This window comes from Pseudomonas sp. NPDC089743 (assembly GCF_044748785.1).
In the GTDB taxonomy this organism is placed as follows: Bacteria; Pseudomonadota; Gammaproteobacteria; order Pseudomonadales; family Pseudomonadaceae; genus Aquipseudomonas; species Aquipseudomonas putida_X.
In genome coordinates this window covers 140,067-159,018 of sequence record NZ_JBIVGS010000004.1, presented here as the reverse complement: position 1 = coordinate 159,018, position 18,952 = coordinate 140,067, and the positions used below count along the sequence as shown (strand labels likewise).

At 60.5% G+C, this 18,952-nt stretch carries 13 protein-coding genes and 2 pseudogenes; 9 read left to right on the top strand and 6 right to left on the bottom strand.

The features are described 5' to 3' along the window. Positions 1-121 precede the first annotated feature (121 nt). From leuS to ACIPZC_RS09885, 3 genes and pseudogenes are all read right to left on the bottom strand, one after another. Positions 122-2,716, bottom strand: a complete 2,595-nt coding sequence (gene leuS / locus ACIPZC_RS09895) for a leucine--tRNA ligase (protein WP_400626549.1) — start codon at positions 2,714-2,716, stop codon at positions 122-124. 77 nt (positions 2,717-2,793) lie between these two features. After that, entirely contained in the window at positions 2,794-3,420 is a 627-nt protein-coding gene (locus ACIPZC_RS09890) for a hypothetical protein (RefSeq protein ID WP_400626547.1), read from the bottom strand. A 747-nt stretch (positions 3,421-4,167) separates the two neighbouring features. Then, positions 4,168-4,771, bottom strand: a pseudogene (locus ACIPZC_RS09885) (IS5 family transposase); the annotation flags it as partial. A 172-nt stretch (positions 4,772-4,943) separates the two neighbouring features. On the opposite strand from ACIPZC_RS09885, the pseudogene ACIPZC_RS09880 reads away from it, so the two are divergent. The 3 genes and pseudogenes from ACIPZC_RS09880 to ACIPZC_RS09870 form a co-directional block, all read left to right on the top strand. Beyond that, positions 4,944-5,255, top strand: a pseudogene (locus ACIPZC_RS09880) (transposase); the annotation flags it as partial. A 315-nt stretch (positions 5,256-5,570) separates the two neighbouring features. After that, positions 5,571-7,268, top strand: coding sequence for a 2-isopropylmalate synthase (leuA, locus tag ACIPZC_RS09875; RefSeq protein ID WP_400626545.1), 1,698 nt, complete (start codon positions 5,571-5,573; stop codon positions 7,266-7,268). A gap of 12 nt (positions 7,269-7,280) precedes the next feature. After that, positions 7,281-7,445, top strand: a complete 165-nt coding sequence (locus tag ACIPZC_RS09870) for a hypothetical protein (protein ID WP_400626543.1) — start codon at positions 7,281-7,283, stop codon at positions 7,443-7,445. Positions 7,446-7,682: 237 nt separating this feature from the next. Here the strand turns inward: ACIPZC_RS09870 and ACIPZC_RS09865 are convergent, their stop codons facing one another. From ACIPZC_RS09865 to ACIPZC_RS09855, 3 genes are all read right to left on the bottom strand, one after another. Further along, entirely contained in the window at positions 7,683-8,144 is a 462-nt protein-coding gene (locus ACIPZC_RS09865; RefSeq protein ID WP_400626541.1) for a type II toxin-antitoxin system YhaV family toxin, read from the bottom strand. Beyond that, on the bottom strand, positions 8,144-8,461 hold the full coding sequence (locus ACIPZC_RS09860; RefSeq protein ID WP_400626539.1) for a type II toxin-antitoxin system PrlF family antitoxin: 318 nt from the start codon (positions 8,459-8,461) through the stop codon (positions 8,144-8,146). The genes ACIPZC_RS09865 and ACIPZC_RS09860 overlap by 1 nt, the downstream gene beginning before the upstream one ends. A 398-nt stretch (positions 8,462-8,859) precedes the next feature. Then, positions 8,860-9,774, bottom strand: a complete 915-nt coding sequence (locus ACIPZC_RS09855) for a LysR family transcriptional regulator (protein ID WP_241803743.1) — start codon at positions 9,772-9,774, stop codon at positions 8,860-8,862. 206 nt (positions 9,775-9,980) lie between these two features. Between ACIPZC_RS09855 and ACIPZC_RS09850 the strand changes: the two genes are divergently transcribed. From ACIPZC_RS09850 to ACIPZC_RS09825, 6 genes are all read left to right on the top strand, one after another. Continuing rightward, a complete protein-coding gene (locus tag ACIPZC_RS09850) occupies positions 9,981-11,003 on the top strand; it encodes a zinc-dependent alcohol dehydrogenase family protein (protein ID WP_400626537.1) in 1,023 nt (340 codons plus the stop codon). 604 nt (positions 11,004-11,607) lie between these two features. Next, positions 11,608-12,987 (top strand): hypothetical protein, encoded by a 1,380-nt coding sequence (locus tag ACIPZC_RS09845; RefSeq protein ID WP_400626535.1) that lies wholly within the window; start codon positions 11,608-11,610, stop codon positions 12,985-12,987. Continuing rightward, on the top strand, positions 12,977-14,323 hold the full coding sequence (locus ACIPZC_RS09840; protein WP_400626533.1) for an aminotransferase class I/II-fold pyridoxal phosphate-dependent enzyme: 1,347 nt from the start codon (positions 12,977-12,979) through the stop codon (positions 14,321-14,323). The genes ACIPZC_RS09845 and ACIPZC_RS09840 overlap by 11 nt, the downstream gene beginning before the upstream one ends. Before the next feature lie 62 nt (positions 14,324-14,385). Beyond that, positions 14,386-14,877: a GNAT family N-acetyltransferase gene (locus ACIPZC_RS09835; RefSeq protein WP_349975690.1), complete on the top strand. Its 492-nt coding sequence runs from the start codon at positions 14,386-14,388 to the stop codon at positions 14,875-14,877. A 112-nt stretch (positions 14,878-14,989) separates the two neighbouring features. After that, positions 14,990-16,639, top strand: a complete 1,650-nt coding sequence (locus ACIPZC_RS09830) for a VRR-NUC domain-containing protein (protein ID WP_400626531.1) — start codon at positions 14,990-14,992, stop codon at positions 16,637-16,639. Further along, the gene (locus ACIPZC_RS09825) at positions 16,636-18,897 is read left to right on the top strand and encodes an ATP-dependent DNA helicase (protein WP_400626529.1); all 2,262 of its coding nucleotides are present in this window, start codon (positions 16,636-16,638) and stop codon (positions 18,895-18,897) included. Before ACIPZC_RS09830 ends, ACIPZC_RS09825 begins: the two co-directional genes overlap by 4 nt. The last annotated feature ends 55 nt before the right edge of the window (positions 18,898-18,952 follow it).

Genomic DNA, 18,952 nt, shown 5'->3' with positions numbered 1-18,952 from the left:
GGACCATGACGCTGGCCTGGTCCGGGTCGCCTTTTCAGCCTTTAACAAAGCGCCGGAAAACTTCTTCGCCTTGGACGTCGTAACGCACATTGACGAACCGATTCAGGGGCAGCCCGCAGGGTCAGACGATGAAGTTCACCAATCTGTTAGGTACCACGATCATTCTTTCAGCGCCTACCAGATATTTGCTCAATACCGCATCGCAGAGTGCCTGGCCACGGATCGTGTCGTGGTCGGCGTCGGCTTGGACGAGTATTTCCCCACGCAGCTTGCCGTTGACCTGCACCATCATCCTCACTTCATCCAGTTTTAGCGCTTCGCTGTCCGGGGTCGGCCAGGCACTATCATAGATCGCGCCAGGGAACGCGAGTGCTTCCCAGAGTGCTTGGGAAATGTGCGGAGTCACCGGATGCAGCACCTGCAGGAGAATGGCCATGGTCTCCCGACAGACTTGTCGGCCAGCCCCGCGGGCTGCTTCGAGCACTTTGAGCATCTTCATCGCGCCGGAGACGACGGTGTTGTACTGCAAGCGCTCATAATCGTAATTGATCTGTTGCAGTAAGCTATGGGTCTGGAAACGCACACGGCTAGTTTGCGCGGCATCCGTCACCAGGTCGTCACTTTCCTGCCAGCGCGCTTGCTCGTCAACGGCGAAGTTCCATAGACGGCGCAGGAAACGATAAGCCCCTTCGACACCGCTGTCGCTCCAGATCGTGCTCTGGTCCGCAGGCCCTGCGAAAATTGTGAACAGGCGGGCGGTGTCTGCGCCGTACCGGTTGATGATGTCCTTGGGTTCGACCACGTTGTTCTTGGATTTGGACATTTTTTCCACGCCGCCCAGGCTTACGGGCATGCCATCTTCGATCGCTGTGGCGCTGACCGGGCGGCCTTTTTCATCGTGGTGAACCGATACCTCGGAGGGGTAAAACCAGCGTCGGCTGCCGTCTTCAGCTTTGCGATAGTAGCTCTCCCGCAGCAGCATGCCCTGGGTGAACAACTTCTTGAACGGTTCACTGAAATCCACCAAGCCCTCGTCGCGCATCGCCCTGGTCCAGAATCTGGCGTAGAGCAAGTGCAGCACCGCGTGCTCAATGCCGCCGATGTACTGGTCGATGGGCATCCAGTAGCGATTGCCAGATCCGACCATTGAGGTGTGGCAGTCCGGGTCGCAGTAGCGCATGAAGTACCAGCTGGAGTCGACGAAGGTATCCATGGTGTCCGTTTCCCTAAGCGCGGGAGCGGCGCAACGCGGACACGCGACGTGGCGAAACGCATCATGCTGCTCAAGCGGATTGCCAGTGCCGTCGGGAATACAGTCAGTTGGCAATACTACCGGCAGATCCGCATAAGGCACTGGCACATCGCCACAGTGGTTGCAATGGATGATTGGGATCGGCGTTCCCCAGTAACGCTGTCGGGAGATGCCCCAGTCACGCAACCGCCAGGTGGTGGCTTGCTCGCCGCGTCCCAGCTGGGTCAAGGCTTCGCAGATGGCGAGGGATGCCTGCTCTACCGTGAGGCCATCGTAGGTGCCTGAATTGATCAGGCGACCTTCACGACTGGCATAGCGATCCGACCATGCGTCAGGGGCGTAGGCTGCTCCTTCGAAAGCGACCACAGGGCGTATGGGCAAGCCATACTGACGGGCAAAGTCGAAATCACGCTCATCGTGGGCAGGCACTCCCATCACAGCGCCTTCGCCATACTCACCGAGCACATAATTGGTGATCCAGACGGCGATTGTCTCCCCGGTCAATGGGTGCTCGACGTGTAAGCCGCTTGGGATGCCGAGTTTCGCTTGGGCAACGTCGGCGGGGCTGGCCTGCGCCGACTGCCGCAACGCCTGTACCTTCGGTTCCAGGCCAGGATCGAGCTCGATGGCTCGCTTTGCCAGAGGATGATCAGGGGAAACCGCGCAGAACGTCACACCCATCAGCGTATCAACGCGGGTGGTGAACACGTACAGCTTGCCCGCGTCGATTAACCGCCCGTTGGTATCTTCGATCGCGTGGAGGAAGGCCAGGCGTACTCCACTGGCCTTGCCGATCCAGTTACGCTGCATGCTGCGAACCATGTCCGGCCAGTCCGCCAGTGTATCGATGGCCGACAGCAGTTCTTCGCCATACTGCGTGATGCGCAGGTAGTAGCCAGGAATCTCACGCTTTTCCACCAGCGCTCCTGACCGCCAACCCCGCCCGTCTACCACTTGCTCATTGGCCAACACGGTTTGGTCGATAGGATCCCAATTCACTATCTGGGTTTTCTTGTAGGCCAATCCCTTTTCCAGAAGCTTCAGGAAGAACCACTGGTTCCACTTGTAATATTGCGGATCGCAGGTGGCGACTTCGCGTGACCAGTCGAACGCCAGGCCGAGGGGTTGCATCTGGGATTTCATGTCGGCGATGTTCATCCGAGTCCACTCCGCTGGGGGCACTCCCGATTGCATGGCGGCGTTTTCCGCTGGCAGGCCGAACGCATCCCAACCCATCGGCATAAGGACGTTGTAGCCCTTCATTCGCAAGTGGCGGGCCAGCATGTCATTGATCGTATAATTGCGCACATGGCCCATGTGTAGTTTCCCGGAAGGGTATGGCAGCATGGAGCAGGCATAGAATTTTGGCCGGCTTTGGTCTTCGACAGCTTTGAAGACTTCATCGCGAAGCCATTTGGCCTGAACCGTGCTTTCGACCCAGGCGGGATCATACTGCTGTCGCATAGACGCTCCTCAATGTTAGTGGCGCCGAGTGGCGACCAACCGTTTGGCATATTCGTTTTTGTTGAATATCACTTGGCCTAATGAACTACATCTGCCACCGATGTAGGGGGGCAGGGCAGTTTGATAGAGATCGGATTCGTCAAGGCAGTATTGGCGTACTGCTCGGGGTGCAGCGCGGAGCGGTACAACAGGCTTCTCGGAGCGGGCTGGCTCATCGTCAAGCGCTCACCCATGGGCAACCGGCAGCCCCTGGCGGGCCCGCTCGACCTCGGGGCGTACAGCATGAACGGACGCTGTCCATCGGTAAAATTGCCGACTGCCAGCAATGGCAACGATGCTACGACCCCCGCGCTGAATGAGGTTACGGTGAAGGCGCTGCACTTGAAGTGGGCAGACATTGCCTGCTCTAGTTCATCCAGTTCTTTCAGGCGGACGCGGATGCGGGAAGTCGGCAGATTGACGGTACCGCTTTGTAATACGTAGTTCGCCGCGCGTCTGGCCAGGCGAGGATTGATCTCCAGCCCGAGACAGGAACACGAGCACATGTTCATGAAAGCGTGCCCGTTGTGATCGACCATGCGGCTTCGCTCGGCACGCCTGACGCTCAAGTCGGTCGATCCGGAGTTCTGTGCGAGTTGCCAGGAGGGATTACCAATTTCGACCGTCCTGGCGGTATTTATATATTCATTCTTCACGTTAGACATAAGCCTTCCATTGCCTGGGTCAAGCATCAATAGAATTGTCTTTGTGTTACGAGCGTTGCCCGGCATCTCTAGGGATTCATCGTGAAGAAACTGACCTGATTTAAAAGGCCGGTCACCGTCGAGAGTGAGTGGTTGGTTGGTCGGTGAGGTTGAATATGGCCAGGGCCTAGCTTTGATGTCAAGCGTTTCTTTCAGTAAAGTACGGTGAGCTTTGAACAGTAACGCCAAGGGTGATTGTTGTTGAATTATCTAATCCTAGGTGCATGGGGCGGCGGTCTCAGGGCTTGGTGCGGGGTCTCTGAGTATGCTAAGGCCCAATGTTTCTGGTTCGTTGGAAAGGATCATTGACATGTTTAATAGTGCCGAATGAGCTGTAAGAAAATTCCCGAAAATGCGTAGGACTAATTTCCGCAGTGTATAGTTTTTGCTGCGGCTCAGGATATCTCCATAATGTCGACTGTAGACGGTTGTTAATTGAAGTGGCCATGAAGATAGATACCGTCTAATTATCGTATGCATTGCGCGGGCATGCGTTCGATGGTGGCAAGTTCATGGTGCTAATCGTCGGCATTATGTCGACATCGGAGAAAAACCTATGACCTTGAGCCTCTCTTCTTTCGTGAACTTTACTTCTCCTGCGAAGGCGTGAGGACGATGGACAAGACGGGTCAGTTCGGCGCGTAGGCGTGAAGTGGCACAGCCGGTCATGGACGCCATAGCTGTCTGGGCAATTACTAGGCTCTGTACGAAAAGATGTCCCAAACACTGCATGGAGCATGCGAGTGAGACCATGGTGGCATGACTTTTTGCGAGCTTGTCGAATCGTGTCACGATCCGGCGGTTCTCTTTCAGCCAGCCAACCATGCATTCGATGATGTTGCGCTGTCGGTATTTGGGCCGGTCGAACAGTCTGGGTAAGCCAGTCTTGGGCTTGCGCCTCATCGAGCGCAACGGGGTGACGGGCTACATTCGATATTGGTCGCAGTAGCGGCGTAGCCCTCGTCGACAAGCAGCCATTTACAGCGTTTGCGCGGGCGGCCACATTGGTTCGATGGAATGCTGACCTGGTCTGACAGTGGTTGTGCGTAGCTGATGTCACGGGCTTGGCCGCCAGAGAGGAGAAAGCGCAGCGGTGTTCTGTTGGCGTCGCAGAACATGTGGGTTTTGGTAGTCAGGCCGCCGCGACTTCGGCGTAGAGCATGAAAGGTAGGCTCGTCAGGCCCCTTTTCCCGGCGCCAGATGAGGCTCGGGTTGCGCGTACTGCGGTTGAGTCGATCATCCAAGTTTGCAGATCGATCAAGCCCTGCTCATTCAATCTCAGGTGCAGACGTTTGAGCATCGCCGTGCCATCACCGAATCCCTTTCGGTTAATGGCGCGTGACTCTACAAAATCTCAGCGCTGGAGGGGCGATGTTTAGGGTTCTCGGGATTTCGTACAGAGGCTAGGTGAATCGCACAGCGTTCGGCGGCGAGCTGTTCAAAAAGCGGATTGTTGATCGCTAGGCTGGTGGCGTGTTTCTCAGACCGGTATCTCCAAAAGTCATGTCTCACGACTAGCTGGTGAGATCAATGAACGCGGTCACGCTTTCCTTGACCGCCCGCTCGAAGGCGACTGGCCCTATCTCTAGATCGATGCCACCTACGTAAAAGTGTGGGAGGCCGGACATATCGTGTCGGCCGCCGTAATAATCGCCGTGGCCGTTAACACTGACGGTGGCCGCGAAGTCCTGGGCATGCGGGTCGGCCCGTCAGAGGCCGAGCCGTTTTGGACAGACTTCCTTTACAGCCTCATGGGACGTGGCTTGCGGGGCGTGAAGCTACTCATCTCCGACGCCCTAAGCCTGAAAGCGGTGGGAGGCCTTTGAGGCTGTCAGCGATTGCCCAAAGACATAGTGCTCCCGGGGATGGATGTGAATCGCAAAAACTTCAAATTACTTGAAGTCCTAGACAAGTTCTCCCTTTATTCCGGCAATAAATATCTGTTTATTGCCATTTCTAAGCAATTTATTTGAAATCTGCTGGCGTCCTCGCGAAAACAACGCAATCCAGGCAAACCACAACGGGTATAAATTGGATCCAATATTTGATTAGAGCGGTCGCCCCATGCGGCGGCCCATTACAATCATCGACAGGCCAAGGAGAACGCCGCCATGATGTTGAAGGATCCTTCCACGAAATACCGCCATTTCAACGTGGTCGACCTGCCGGACCGCACCTGGCCAAGTCAGGTACAGCAAAGGGCACCTGTCTGGTGCAGTGTCGATATGCGTGACGGTAACCAGGCGTTGATCGAGCCGATGAACGCCGAGCGCAAGCGGCGCTTCTTCGACCTGCTGGTCAAGGTCGGCTTCAAGGAAATCGAGGTTGGCTTCCCGGCCGCTTCGCAGACGGATTTCGATTACGTGCGCGAACTGATCGAAAGTGGCGCCATCCCCGACGATGTCACCATTCAAGTAATGACCCAGGCGCGCACGCACCTGATCGAGCGCACCTTCGAAGCGCTTAAAGGGGTGCCGCGAGCGATCGTGCATGTCTACAACGCCACTGCACCAGTATTCCGCGAGGTGGTGTTTGGTGTCGACCGCGCTGGCTGTATCGATATCGCGACCCAAGCCACCCGTGAGATCAAGGCGCTGATGCAGGCCAATGCGCAAACCCAGTGGACCTATCAGTACTCGCCTGAAACGTTCTGTTTCACCGAGCTGGATTTCGGGCTGGAAATCTGTGATGCGGTGATCGCCGAGTTCAAGCCGACGCCGTCCAACAAGATGATCCTCAACCTGCCCACCACGGTCGAAGTGTCTACCGCGAACGTGTTCGCCGACCAGATCGAATGGTTCTGCAGGCATGTGAGCCATCGCGACAGCGTGATCATCAGCGTGCACCCGCACAATGACCGCGGAACCGGGGTTTCCACTGCCGAGCAGGCCTGCCTGGCCGGTGCGCAACGGGTCGAAGGCACCTTGTTCGGTAATGGCGAGCGCACTGGCAACGTCGATATCCTGACCTTGGCCATGAACCTGTACACCAGTGGTATCAGCCCTGAGCTGGACTTCTCGGACATCATCCATGTCCAGCGTGAGGTCGAATATTGCAACCAGCTGCCCACCCACCCTCGCCATCCCTATGCCGGTGAACTGGTGTTCACCGCTTTCTCCGGCTCCCACCAGGACGCGATCAAGAAAGGCTTCGCGCACCGTCGCGACAACCCTGATGGCTACTGGGAAATCCCCTATCTGCCGATCGACCCCGCCGACATGGGGCGCAGCTACGAGGCCGTGATACGGGTCAACAGCCAGTCGGGCAAGGGCGGGGTGGCGTACCTGCTGGAACAGCAGGGCATCGTGCTGCCGCGCCGCCTGCAGATGGAGTTCAGCGGCCTGGTGCAGCGTGTTGCCGATGCCAAGGGCCAGGAAGTGACCAGCGACATGATCCTGTCCTGTTTCAACGAGAATTATCTGCAGCAGGGCAAGCCCTACATACTGACCCAGCCCATGCTCACCAGTGATGAAGCCACTACCTACGTGAACGCGCAATTGCTCGTCGACGGCGGACGTCTGCCATTGAGCGGTGAGGGTAACGGGCCGCTGGCCGCGCTGGTCAACGCCTTCGCCGCGCACGGCCTGTATTTCGACATCGCTGACTACCATGAGCATGCGGTACGTGATGGCGCCCAGGCCGAAGCGATTGCCTACGTGGAGATCCGCGTCAACAGTCAACTGCTGTTCGGCGTCGGCAGAGACAACAGCATTCTCCAGGCCTCGCTGCAGGCACTGGTCAGTGCCGTGTGTAGGGCAACTCGCCAGGGCCTGCTCAAGCCTTTGGGCAACGCTGTCGTCACGGCCTGAGGCACTCGCGGCATGGAAGCGTTAGGAATGGACTACGGGCACGGTGGGGTGGTGGCCAGCCACTGCCACGCCGATGATCAGCTCATCTACGCCGCCAGAGGTGTGATGCGAGTGAGCAGCGACAGCGGCAGCTGGGTGATCCCCTACGGCCACGCGCTGTTTGTTCCAGCGGGGTAAGCCTGGAGATCCGTATGGGAGGCGATGTCTCCCTGCGCACCTGCTGAGCTCGCAGGTCGACCCCTGCCAGATGACCGTGGTGTCCGGCTTGTTGCGCGAGCTGGAAACGGCGCAGCGGATCAACGCGTTCGTAGCGGTGCCACACCCCGCAAGGCTGCGCGCTTGGTGTGAACACTTCTTCGATGACCCCGTGCAGGACCTCACGTTCGACAGTCAGGCCAGACTTTTTGCGGCAACCTATGGGTTGGCCTCTTCCCAATCGCTTCGCGTTGCAGTAATCAGCGCATCCCAGTCATCAGGAGGGTTGCCGCGGCCCAGCATCTTCTCGAATACGGCGTAGGGATCGGATTTACTGCCTGCGGAGCGTAGCGTGTTTTCGTCGTTGACCCATGCATAGACGATGACTTTGGACCTTGAGTCATAGCGAAAGAACAGCCGAAAGCGCCTGCCGATTTTTGCTCGGCGCCAATGTCGGTAGGCGGTGCCGAGCGTATTGCCTTGGCGGAACTCATCACGGCCCGGATCGGCAGGCACAGCCTCCAGGATCAGATGGCTCAATGCCCGAAACAGCTTCACGTTGGCGTTGCTCTCAAAACCTTTTGGGTCGTTCTGCTCGGCCCGGGCGGCGGCTTCTTGCAATTTGCGTAGCTGTAACGTCACACCTTCATGGAACAACAATGTCCAGCCATGTCGCAGCATCAGATGGCGACCTCACCATCGATATCTTCGTCCAGGTTTACGGAGTGGTTTGCGTTGGCGAGCATGGTTTGCGCCAAGTCTTCCGGTAGGGTGGTGAGGTTACGTCCGCTTCGGATATCAGCCTCTAGCAAACCCAGGTACGCACCGATGGCAGGGTCTTCGTGGGTGGTCTCTACGCGGCTGACCACGATTTCGCCCCCGCGTACGTCGAATGCGATCTTGCCTCCAGTGTCTATGCCCAAAAGCTGGCGAACGGATTTGGGCAGTGTGATCTGCCCCTTCGAGGTTAGCGTTGCGATTTCGTGGATGGCAGGCATGTGCGTTCTCCCGGATGTATTTATTGGAGGGTAAGGAATAATCCTTACTTGGTCAATCTTGGTTTTCTGCTGACCAAGCATAAGCAGGGTGAAAGCTCAGAAGCACATCCGGATGAGTTACACCACCTCCTGGGACACGATCCAGTAAATGTCACGAAGCATTGGGCGCGACAGACGCTGCGATCGCGCAAACGGAGGCAGCGCTTGAGTCGTGCCAGGCAGGGAAGTATAGGGATGCGTTGTCGGGGAGGTTGGAAGAGCTGAAACGGCGAGCAAGTACCCACTGACCGAGGACTTAAAATTGCCTCGGGCCATTCTCAAACGGCCGCATTTGTCCGACTTCTGCCGATGGACACAGGCAGCAATCGGCCGACTTCAGGCGGTCGAGGACGAAGCCCCTAGAGGCTGTCAGGGTCGCCAAAGAACATCTGAATCCGCGACCTCAACCAGCGCTCCGCCGGGTCATTGTCCTGCGCCCCTCGCCAAGCCATGTGCAGCTCGAAGCTGCGCACCGTTATCGGCAGGTCTTCAGCCCGCAACCCGCCCGCAGCCGTGAGTGCATCAGCGGTGTAATCGGGCACCGTGGCAACGATATCGGTCCCGGCCAGCAGGCTGCCCAGGCCGTTGAATTGCGGCACGGCCAGGACCACATGGCGCTTGCGGCCGATCTCTTCCAGCGCTTCGTCGATGAAACCGGACAGGTCGCCTGCGAACGACACCAGTGCATGGGGCCGTGCGCAGAAGTCATCGAGGGTGATGCTGCCGGGTACGCTGTCGGCGCGCAGCAGCTTGGGCATGCTGCGGCGCAGCACCTTGCGCTTGGCGTTGGCGGGCAGTTCGCTGGTGTAGCTCACCCCCACCGAGATTTCACCGGAGGCCAGCAGGGTAGGCATGAGCAGGTAATTGACCCGGCGCACCACCAGCACGATACCGGGCGCCTCGGCGCGGATGCGCTTGAGCAACTGCGGCAGCAGGGCGAATTCGGCGTCGTCCGACAGGCCGATGCGGAACACCGCGTTGCTGGTGGCCGGGTCGAATTCGGCGGCGCGGCTGACGGCGGTGGAGATGGAATCCAGCGCCGGCGACAGCAGGGCAAAGATTTCATGTGCCCGTGCTGAAGGCTCCATGCTGCGGCCGGTGCGCACGAACAGCGGGTCGTCGAACAGGTTGCGCAGGCGCGACAGCGCCGCGCTGATCGCCGGCTGGCCGAGGAACAGCTTCTCGGCGGCACGGGTCACGCTACGCTCGTGCATCAGCGTTTCGAACACGATCAGCAGGTTGAGGTCTACACGACGCAGGTCGTTTCGATTCATTGGTGCGCTTCGCCTAAAGTGGGGCAGGGGTGAATCTTAAGGCCAAAGGCTGTTAACCTGCACCGATTTGTGGGGGCCAATGCACAGAAATGTGAGGTGCCCAATCGATGACAGGCATGTCGACTATTAATAGCCACTGATGGTCTAACGGTTAAAGCCCGGATAAAGTCCGTGGTAATACGAGATTCACAAAGGCGAGGTATGCGATGTCCCGCATGATCCGGTTCCACAAGTTCGGCGCTGCCGAAGTGCTCCGCTGCGAGGAGCAGGCCGAACCGTCAGCTGCTGTCGGCGAGGTGCAGATCCGCGTCGAGGCCATTGGCGTGAGCTGGTACGACGTGCTCTGGCGGCAGAACCTGGCGCCATCCCAGGCCCGTCTGCCTGCGGGGATCGGCCACGAGATGGCCGGCGTGGTGACTGCGGTGGGTGAAGGTGTCGAGGACATTGCAGTGGGCGACCGGGTGGCCAGCTTCCCGGCGACCAGCGCCAATGATCACCCGGTGTATGGGGATGTGATCGTCCTGCCGCGCACGGCGATTACCCGTTACCCGGATATCCTCACACCGATCGAGGCCAGCGTGCATTACACGCCGCTGCTGATCGCCTACTTCGCCTACGTCGACCTGGCCAGGGCCAAGGCCGGGCAGACCGCGCTGGTCACCGATGCCAGCCACTGCGCAGGGCCCGCCTTCGTGCAGTTGGGCAAGGCCCTGGGCCTCAAGGTGTTCGCTGCCACCAAGGAGCCGGAGCAGCGCGATCACCTGCTGGGCCTGGGTGCTGACAAGGTGATCGTCACCGAAGAGCAGGACTTGCTCATGCAGGTGGGCAAGTACACCGACGGGCGCGGCGTGGATATGGTCCTCGATGGCATGGGCGGCCCGCAGATGTCGCTCCTGGGCGACGTGCTCGCGCCACGCGGCAGCCTGGTACTGTATGGCCTGCAGGGGGGTAACCAGACACCTTTCCCGGCCTGTGCGGCGTTCCAGAAGAACATTCAGTTTTACGTTCACTGTATCGGTAACTTCACCGGCAAGCCGGAACTGGGCATTAGCCAGGACCAGGTTGCGTTGCAGCGCGCCCTGCGTGATATCAACCAGTTCACGGCTGACCAGTTGCTGACACCGCAGATCATCAAAGTGTATCCGTTTGATCAGGTGGTTGAAGCGCACCGGTACATGGATGAGTGCCCTTGTGGCGGCAGAGTGGTGCTGGACCTGGGCGTGGCGTGACAGGCGTTGGATGTACAAGAAAACCCGGGCTTGGCTCGGGTTTTTTTTTTGCAGGTTCACCGCTCGTTCATGATGCGACCGGGCGAATGCCTAGACCGCAACGCCATTGAACCCAGGGCGTGTAGTTCAAGTACCTTACCTCCGGCTATCCGTGAATAGCCTATTGTTTGGGATTATTCCTACAACTAACTAGCTCCCATCCCACATAAACTGCTGTTCCCACTTCGCGCGCCCGCACAACTCTTGAACATTCTTTGTCTTTGAAATTCCCCGGCCTCTGGCGCACAGTGACTTGTCATCCGGCTGAATGGTTTTTTTACCGGCATCTGTATCTTTTAATCGTTGAGCAACGCTTGATAATGGCGTAATGATGCTTTACGCAAGGAGCGTGCAATGGAGAAGAACACCCCTGGCTTTTGGTATTCTGGCGCAGCGCCGGGCACACGCGGGGTTTCATTTTTATCAATGTCATGGCGACAGTAATTCGTCACTTCAGTTTCTCTTAAAGACTTGTAGGAAGTTTCTTCAGGCTTGATTCGCCGCTTATTCATTCATGCAAAAGTGCATCGTTGGCGGTGGAAAGAATGAAGTAGTGAGGTGACATGTGAGCAATATCCACGATCAAGCGATGCACCATATCTACCAGCAGGTGCTGGATCGCGTGCTGGGCCATATGTCCCAGGTCCAGCGCGCCTCTTTACAGCTGTTCATTCAGCGCCTGCTGGTAGCCGCAGGTGGCCCCGAATACATCGGTACCTTCAAGTTGCTCGTGCTGCTAGGCGCAGACTGCCATAGCGCCCGGCTGCTGGCGGTCTTGCGTGCGGCCCAGTTGAGCATCGCCCAGCGTGCACCTGTCACCTTTCAGTTGCAGGTGGTGGCTGTATGCCTGCCTGCGGCCAGCGGCGCGCTTCTCGAGCAACATGAGCGTGTGTTCAGTGCCTTGTTTCTGCATGACGATCCTCGTGTGCAGTTGCAGATGCTCGAAGCCGGGCAGTTGGTGTCGTTCACCCGAAGGCCCTATCTGGAGGTCGAACCCTGGGCGCTGGCGCGCGATGCCCTGCTTGTGTTCGGCCATCTTGTCGATGCGCGGCCTGAAGCACTTTTGGGCAGCCGCACGCACCTGGAGCTCGGCGCAGCGCTGTGGCTGGCGCTTGAAGGCCAGCCGGCAGTCGATGCAATGGTAACCGCCATGCCTGCGCGGCAGCGGCTGCGTTACCTGGCATGGGCGCGCAGGGGCCTGCGCCAGTCGGGTGACGGGGGGACGGCAAACCTGCATCAATGCATGGCGACGCTTGCCGAGCGGTTGAGCCAGTTGCACAACACTGCCGGCACCTCACTTGGCGAGCCCGAAAAGCCGGGCACCGGGCGCTGCTCGGAGTTTCCGATCAGGTTGATTACCATCGACGACCTGATGCCCCAGCTGCTGAGTGGCGATGAGCTGGACTCGATGATGGAATGCCGCTTCGAAGCGGTGCACAAGGCCATGCCCCTGGCGAGTTTTCTTGACCCGCTGGCCTTGGCCCAGTTGCACGAATTGCTGTCGCGCTGCAATGCGCCTGTGCAGGCAAGCCCGGCGCAGCGTCTGCATTGCGAAAGGGCGCCAGCATCGCAGCACAGCCGTTTTGCCAAGGCCTATGGCCTTGAGCGAACTCAGCTCGTTTGCATGCTGCACAGCCCGTTCGCCAACAAGGGGCGCGGGCTGGAGCGCTTTCTGCAATGCTGCCACGCCGATATGTTGGTGGCCCTGCCTTATCTGCACCGCGTCATGCAGGGCAAGCCGTGTCCCGACCCTGTCAAGGATTGGTTGGTGAACACCAGTGGTTTGTCCCTCGCCCAACTGCGGGCCATTTACGAAGGGCGTTTGAATCACAGCACCTGGGCCTTGCTGGCCAACCTGGCGCGACGTGATGTGCATCTGGGGCTACTGGCCTGCCGGCCCGCTGCTGCTTCGATTGTCTGCGGGGGCTTGCCTGATGGGGCGTGAATTCGCCTACCAGACGGTGTATCGATATCTGGAAGCGCTGATCGATGAGGCCGCGCGGGGAGGGCAGCGCCGTTTGCCCTCACTGCGCGCCCTGTCGCGGCACCTGCGCGTTTCATTGGCCACCGTGCAAACGGCCTACGGGTTGCTGGAACATGAAGGGCGGGTGCTGTCGGTACCTAAGTCCGGGTACTTCGTGCCCGCGGGAGTCATTACTGGCGTAGCGGCCACTGCCGAGTCGGATCAGGCCGTGCTGGCGCATCCGGCGATGGAGCGTGTCTTGTTCGCTCACGAACGACGGCTGGCGCGACAGCGGGCCTGTTCATCCTCCGGCGCCCAGAGTTCGGGAGAAGTTCGCCTGCGGCACATACTGGCCGAACGTTATACCCGAGCGTCCCGGCAATCCTGGCGTGCTGAGGATGTGCACCTGGGGCCCGACATGCAGGCTTTGCTGGAAACGCTGCTGGAAGCATTGGCATTGCATGGCAGCACGGTGCTGGTCGCATCGCCGTGCTGCTGGCGTTTGCTGAGGGTTTTGCAGCGCTTTGGTCTGCACGTGCTGGAGATGCCCGTGGACAACCACGGCAGCCCCGACCTCGGCAGCCTGGCGCGCCTGCTGGGGCGTGAGTCGGTACGCATGATGGTCATACCGTCCTGCCTTGGCATGCCCACGGGGCGGTTGATGTCGCAACAGGCCCAGCGGCAGATTGCCCACTTGCTGGCCGCGCACCCTGTGTGGCTGCTGGAGAACGATCTGGACAGCGAGTACTGTTTCGATAGACCGCCTGTGGCACGTTTGCGAGACTGGGTCGACCAACGTTGGCTGTTGGTGCTGGGGTCGCTGCAGGCGTTGGTCGGTGCCGAGGCGCCCTATGCGTATGTGCTGGGCCTGCATGGCACCCTTGCCGAACGGTTTTCCCGGCGGGCTTTCCAGCTGCCGCCCGTGCGTCAGCAGGCATTGGCGCAGATGCTCGGCAATGGCGAGGTCGACGGACAGTTGAGCCGGCGTCGGCTGGAGCTGCGCAAGCGTATGGAGCAGTTATGCCATCAACTCACTGTTTGCCTGGGCGGGCAAGTGGCCTTCGACATGCCTGACGGGGGGTATGTCCTGTGGGTGCGCATGCTTGAGCCAATCGCCCTCGAGAGCATCGCGGCAGCATTGTCTGGCCCGGCCTTGCAAGTCCTGGCAGGTGCGCGGTTCAGTTTGCAGGGGCGTTATCAGCACTACCTGGCTTTCACCTGGGCAGGCGACCGGCCAGAAGCGCTTAGCGAGGAGCTTCGCCGGTTGAAGCAGCTGTTGCTACCGCGTCGCGGGCGCCAGGCTGACAGCAAAAGCTGATCGCCTGCCCTGGCAGGTCACGTATCATGGCGCCCTGTTCGTTCACACTCAGGAGCATCTGCATGGGCACCCCACATTTCCGTCAACCTGTTCCACAGGATGCCGAACGCTGCTACGAGATCGAAATCGGCGCGTACGAGGGCGATGAGGCCGCGACCCTCGAAAAGATCCGCACCCGCATCGCGCAGTACCCAGAGGGGTTTCTCCTGCTTGAGGTCGACGGCCTTGTCGTTGGCTTCATCAACAGTGGCTGCGCCCACGACGTGGTGATGTCCGATGAGGCCTTCAAGGAGCTGGTAGGCCACGACCCGGCGGCCGCCAACGTGGTGATCATGTCCGTTGTGGTGGATCCGGCTCATCAGGGCAAAGGCTACGCGAAGCTGCTGATGGACACCTTCGTGCAGCGGATGACCGCGCTGCACAAGCGCACCATCCACCTGATGTGCAAGCAGCAGCATGTCGAGCTGTACCGCAAGATGGGGTATCACTACGTGAAGCCATCGCCCTCGGACCACGGCGGCATGGCCTGGCATGAGATGGTCATGACGCTCTGAGGTGGCCCGCGCACCATTCGTCGGGCGCTGGCCGACCTGACCCACGGGGCTTGCCAGCAAGCGTTATCTGTATGTATAAACAGTGTCCGTTCCTGCTGCCCGACCCCGCCCTGTGATCGCCCATTCCGTCGACGACCCGCTCTATTACCTGCATAACTTCCGCCAGGTACTGCTGTGGGTCGAACACCGTTATGCCGACCTGCTCGATACCCAGGAGCTGGCGTTCATCCAAGCTTTTGCCAGGCTCGAGGAGCCAGCCCAGGCCCTGCTTGTGCGCATGGTGATGCGCAAGGGCGAGCTGTTTCGCAGCGACCGGCTGGATTATGCCGAGATCGGCGATTCGTCTGTGGCCTTGCAGCCCCTGCAGGCGCTGGGCTGGGTGCGCGAACCCGAACAGTTGAGCCTGGAGCAATTGTTCGCCTTGCTGCGCAAGGAAGAGCTGGCCAGCGGTTTTGCCGGCCTGCTGAGCCGACCGCGTGCGGCCAAAAGCGATCTGCTCGCGCAACTGCAAGCCTTGGCGCTGGCGCCCAGGCCACTGTCCGACTGGTTCGCCAGTGCACCGGTGCGCATCGTGCAGTGGTGCCTGCAGCCGCTGTGCGATCGCATGCGTCTGCTGTTCTTCGGCAACCTGTACCAGGACTGGTCTGATTTTGTCCTGGCCGACCTGGGCGTGCTGCGTTTCGAGCACGTGCCATTCAGCCCCGGCTCGCGGGCCTTGCAGCAGCGCAGCGACGTCGACCTGGCCATGGCCTTGCACCGGTGCGCCGAGCGCTTGGAGCTGGGTGAGGCGCCTGCGTCGATCCTTGAGGCATTGGTGGGCTGGGGCAGCGACAACCCGTGGCTGGCCCGGCGTCACGCGCGCTTGCTGTTTGCCTTGGGCCAGCAGTGCGAGCGCCTTGGCGACTGGGAGCTGGCACTGACGGTGTATGCCCAGAGCAGCCATGCCCAAGCGCGCATCCGCCAGGTGCGCGTGCTGGAGCGCAGCGAGCGCTGGCAAGACGCGCATGCCCTGGCATTGCAGCTGGCTCAAGCGCCTGCCAATGCCCTGGAAGTGCAGGCGCTACAGCGCATGGTGCCGCGCCTGGTGCGCAAGCTGGGCGGGCCGGCGCAGCGCCGTCGACGTGTTACACCCGCGCCGGTGATCGAGCTCGAACTGCCGCGCGAACAGGCTCCGTTGGGTGTCGAGGAGGCGGTTCGCCAGCACCTGGCCCAAGCAGGCGGGCAGGTTCACTACGTGGAGAACACGCTGCTCACCAGCCTGTTCGGGTTGTTGTGCTGGGATGCGATCTTTGCCCCGATTCCCGGCGCGTTCTTCAACCCCTTTCAGGCTGCACCGCAAGACCTGCATGACTGCGACTTCCAACTGCGCCGCGCCGCTCAGTTCGATGCGTGCCTGGGCCGGCTCGACGACGGCTCGCATCAGCAGGCCATCCTCGACTGCTATGCCGCCAAGCAAGGGCTGCAATCGCCGTTCGTGTTCTGGCAGATGCTCAGCCATGCTTTGCTCGTACAGGCATTGGCTTGCCTCCCGGCGGAGCACCTCAAGCAGTGTTTCCTGCGCTTGCTGCAGGACATCCGCAACAACCGTACCGGCATGCCTGACCTGATCCAGTTCTGGCCGGAGCAGGGGCGTTACCGCATGGTCGAGGTCAAAGGGCCTGGCGACCGTCTGCAGGACAACCAGTTGCGGTGGCTGGAATTCTGCGCCGAACACGGCCTGCCGGTCGCGGTCTGCCATGTGCGCTGGAGCGAAGAGCCATGAACTACCGCGTGGCGGTGCGGGCTTTGTGTGAGTTCACTGCCAAGGCCGGTGATCTCGACCTGCGCTTCACACCGTCGCCCACTGCCCAGGAGGGTATGGAGGGCCATCGCCGGGTCGTGGCCAGGCGGGCCGCCGGCTATGAGGCGGAGGTCGCACTTGAGGGTGCGTATCAGGGCTTGCAGGTGCGCGGTCGCGCCGACGGTTATGACCCCGCCGCAAACCGGCTTGAAGAGATCAAGACCTACCGTGGTGACCTGGCCCGGCAACCGGCCAATCATCGCCAACTGCACTGGGCCCAGGCCAAGGTCTACGCCTGGTTGCTGTGCCAGGCACGGCAGCTGCCCGCCATCGAGGTGGCGCTGGTTTACCTGAACGTGGACAACGACGGCCAGACCTTGATCAGCGAGCATTACCGCGCCGCCGAGCTGCATGCTTTTTTCGAAACCCAATGCCAGTGTTTTCTGGCCTGGGCCCAGGCGCAAACGCAGCGCCTGGCCGAGCGTGACCGCGGCCTGCAGAGCCTGGGCTTTCCTTACCCGCAGTTTCGCCAAGGCCAGCGGCAACTGGCCGAAACCCTGTACAAGGCGGTCAGCACCGGGCGCTGCCTGATGGCCCAGGCCAGCACCGGTATCGGCAAGACCCTCGGCACGCTGTTCCCGTTGCTCAAGGCCATGGTGCCGCAACAACTGGACAAAGTGTTTTTCCTCACCGCCAAGACCCCTGGCCGCGCCCTGGCGCTGGATGCCCTGCAACAGATCACCCAGGCTACGCCGCAGCCCGCGCTGCGTACACTGGAGCTGATCGCCCGGGACAAGGCCTGCGAGCACCCCGACAAGGCCTGCCATGGCGAGGCCTGCCCATTGGCCAGAGGCTTCTACGACCGCCTGCCGGCGGCGCGGGAGGCTGCAGCCCGGTTGCCGTTGCTGGACCGCGCAAACCTGCGCGAAGTGGCCCTGGAACATCAGGTTTGCCCGTACTACCTGGGGCAGGAAATGGCGCGCTGGGTCGATGTCCTGGTGGCCGACTACAACTATTATTTCGACGCTCACGCCCTGTTGTTCGGCCTGACCCAAGCCAACCAATGGCGCGTAGCGGTGCTGGTCGACGAGGCGCATAACCTGGTGGAGCGTGGCCGTGGCATGTACAGCGCCAGCCTCGACCAGGGGCAGTTGCTGGCGTTGCGTCAGCGCAAACCGCCAGGGCTGGCCAGCGCGCTGGACCGCTTGAACCGCCAATGGAATGCCGTGTACAAGGCGCAGCGAGCGCCTTATCTGGCCACCGAGCAGTTGCCGGACGCCTTTGTGCGTTCGCTGCAGCAGTGCATCGGGCTGATCCAGGAGCGGTTGAACGAGTCGCCCGTGGACGTGGATGCACACATCCTGCAGTTCTATTTCCAGGCGCTGCAGTTCAGCCGGGTCGCCGAGCTGTTCGATGAGCATTTTCTGTTCGACGTGAGTCTGCGCGCTGGCCCGCGCCAGCGACGCCTGGCCACCTTGTGCCTGCGCAACGTAACGCCCGCCAAGCTGCTCGGCCCGCGCATGCAGGCTGCGCGCAGTGTGACGTTGTTCTCGGCCACGCTCAGCCCGCGGCATTTCTACACTGACCTGCTCGGCATGCCAGCGGATACAGCATGGCTTGAAGTGGCCGCGCCGTTTCGCGCCGAGCAGCTCGAAGTGCGCATCGCCAGCCAGGTCTCTACCCGTTATCACGAACGTCAGGCCTCGCTGGCACCGATCGTTGCGCTGATCGCCGAGCAATACCAGCGCCAGCCCGGCAACTACCTGGCGTTCTTCAGCAGTTTCGAATACCTGCAGCAGGTGCATGCGCTGCTGGCCGAGCGACACCCGGCGATTTCGGCCTGGGCTCAGGCACCAGGCATGGACGAAGCCGCACGCCAGGACTTCCTCGCGCGCTTTGCCGCAGACGGCCAGGGTGTCGGCTTTGCCGTGCTGGGCGGTGCCTTTGGCGAAGGTGTCGACCTGCCGGGTAGCCGGTTGATCGGTGCCTTCGTGGCCACCCTCGGCTTACCCCAGGTCAACCCGGTCAACGAACAGTTCAAGCAGCGTCTGGGGCGTCAGTTCGGCGCTGGCTTCGACTACGTCTACCTGTACCCCGGGGTGCGCAAGGTGATCCAGGCTGCGGGCCGGGTCATTCGCGGCGATCAGGACCGCGGTGTATTGGTGTTGATCGACCAGCGCTTCGTCGAGCCGCGCGTGCAGCAGATGTTCCCTGGCTGGTGGCAGATAACCCGCGAATAATCCTCGGCAAGGCCTTCGCACCTCGTTGCAACTCCCAGTACACTGCGTGTTCCAA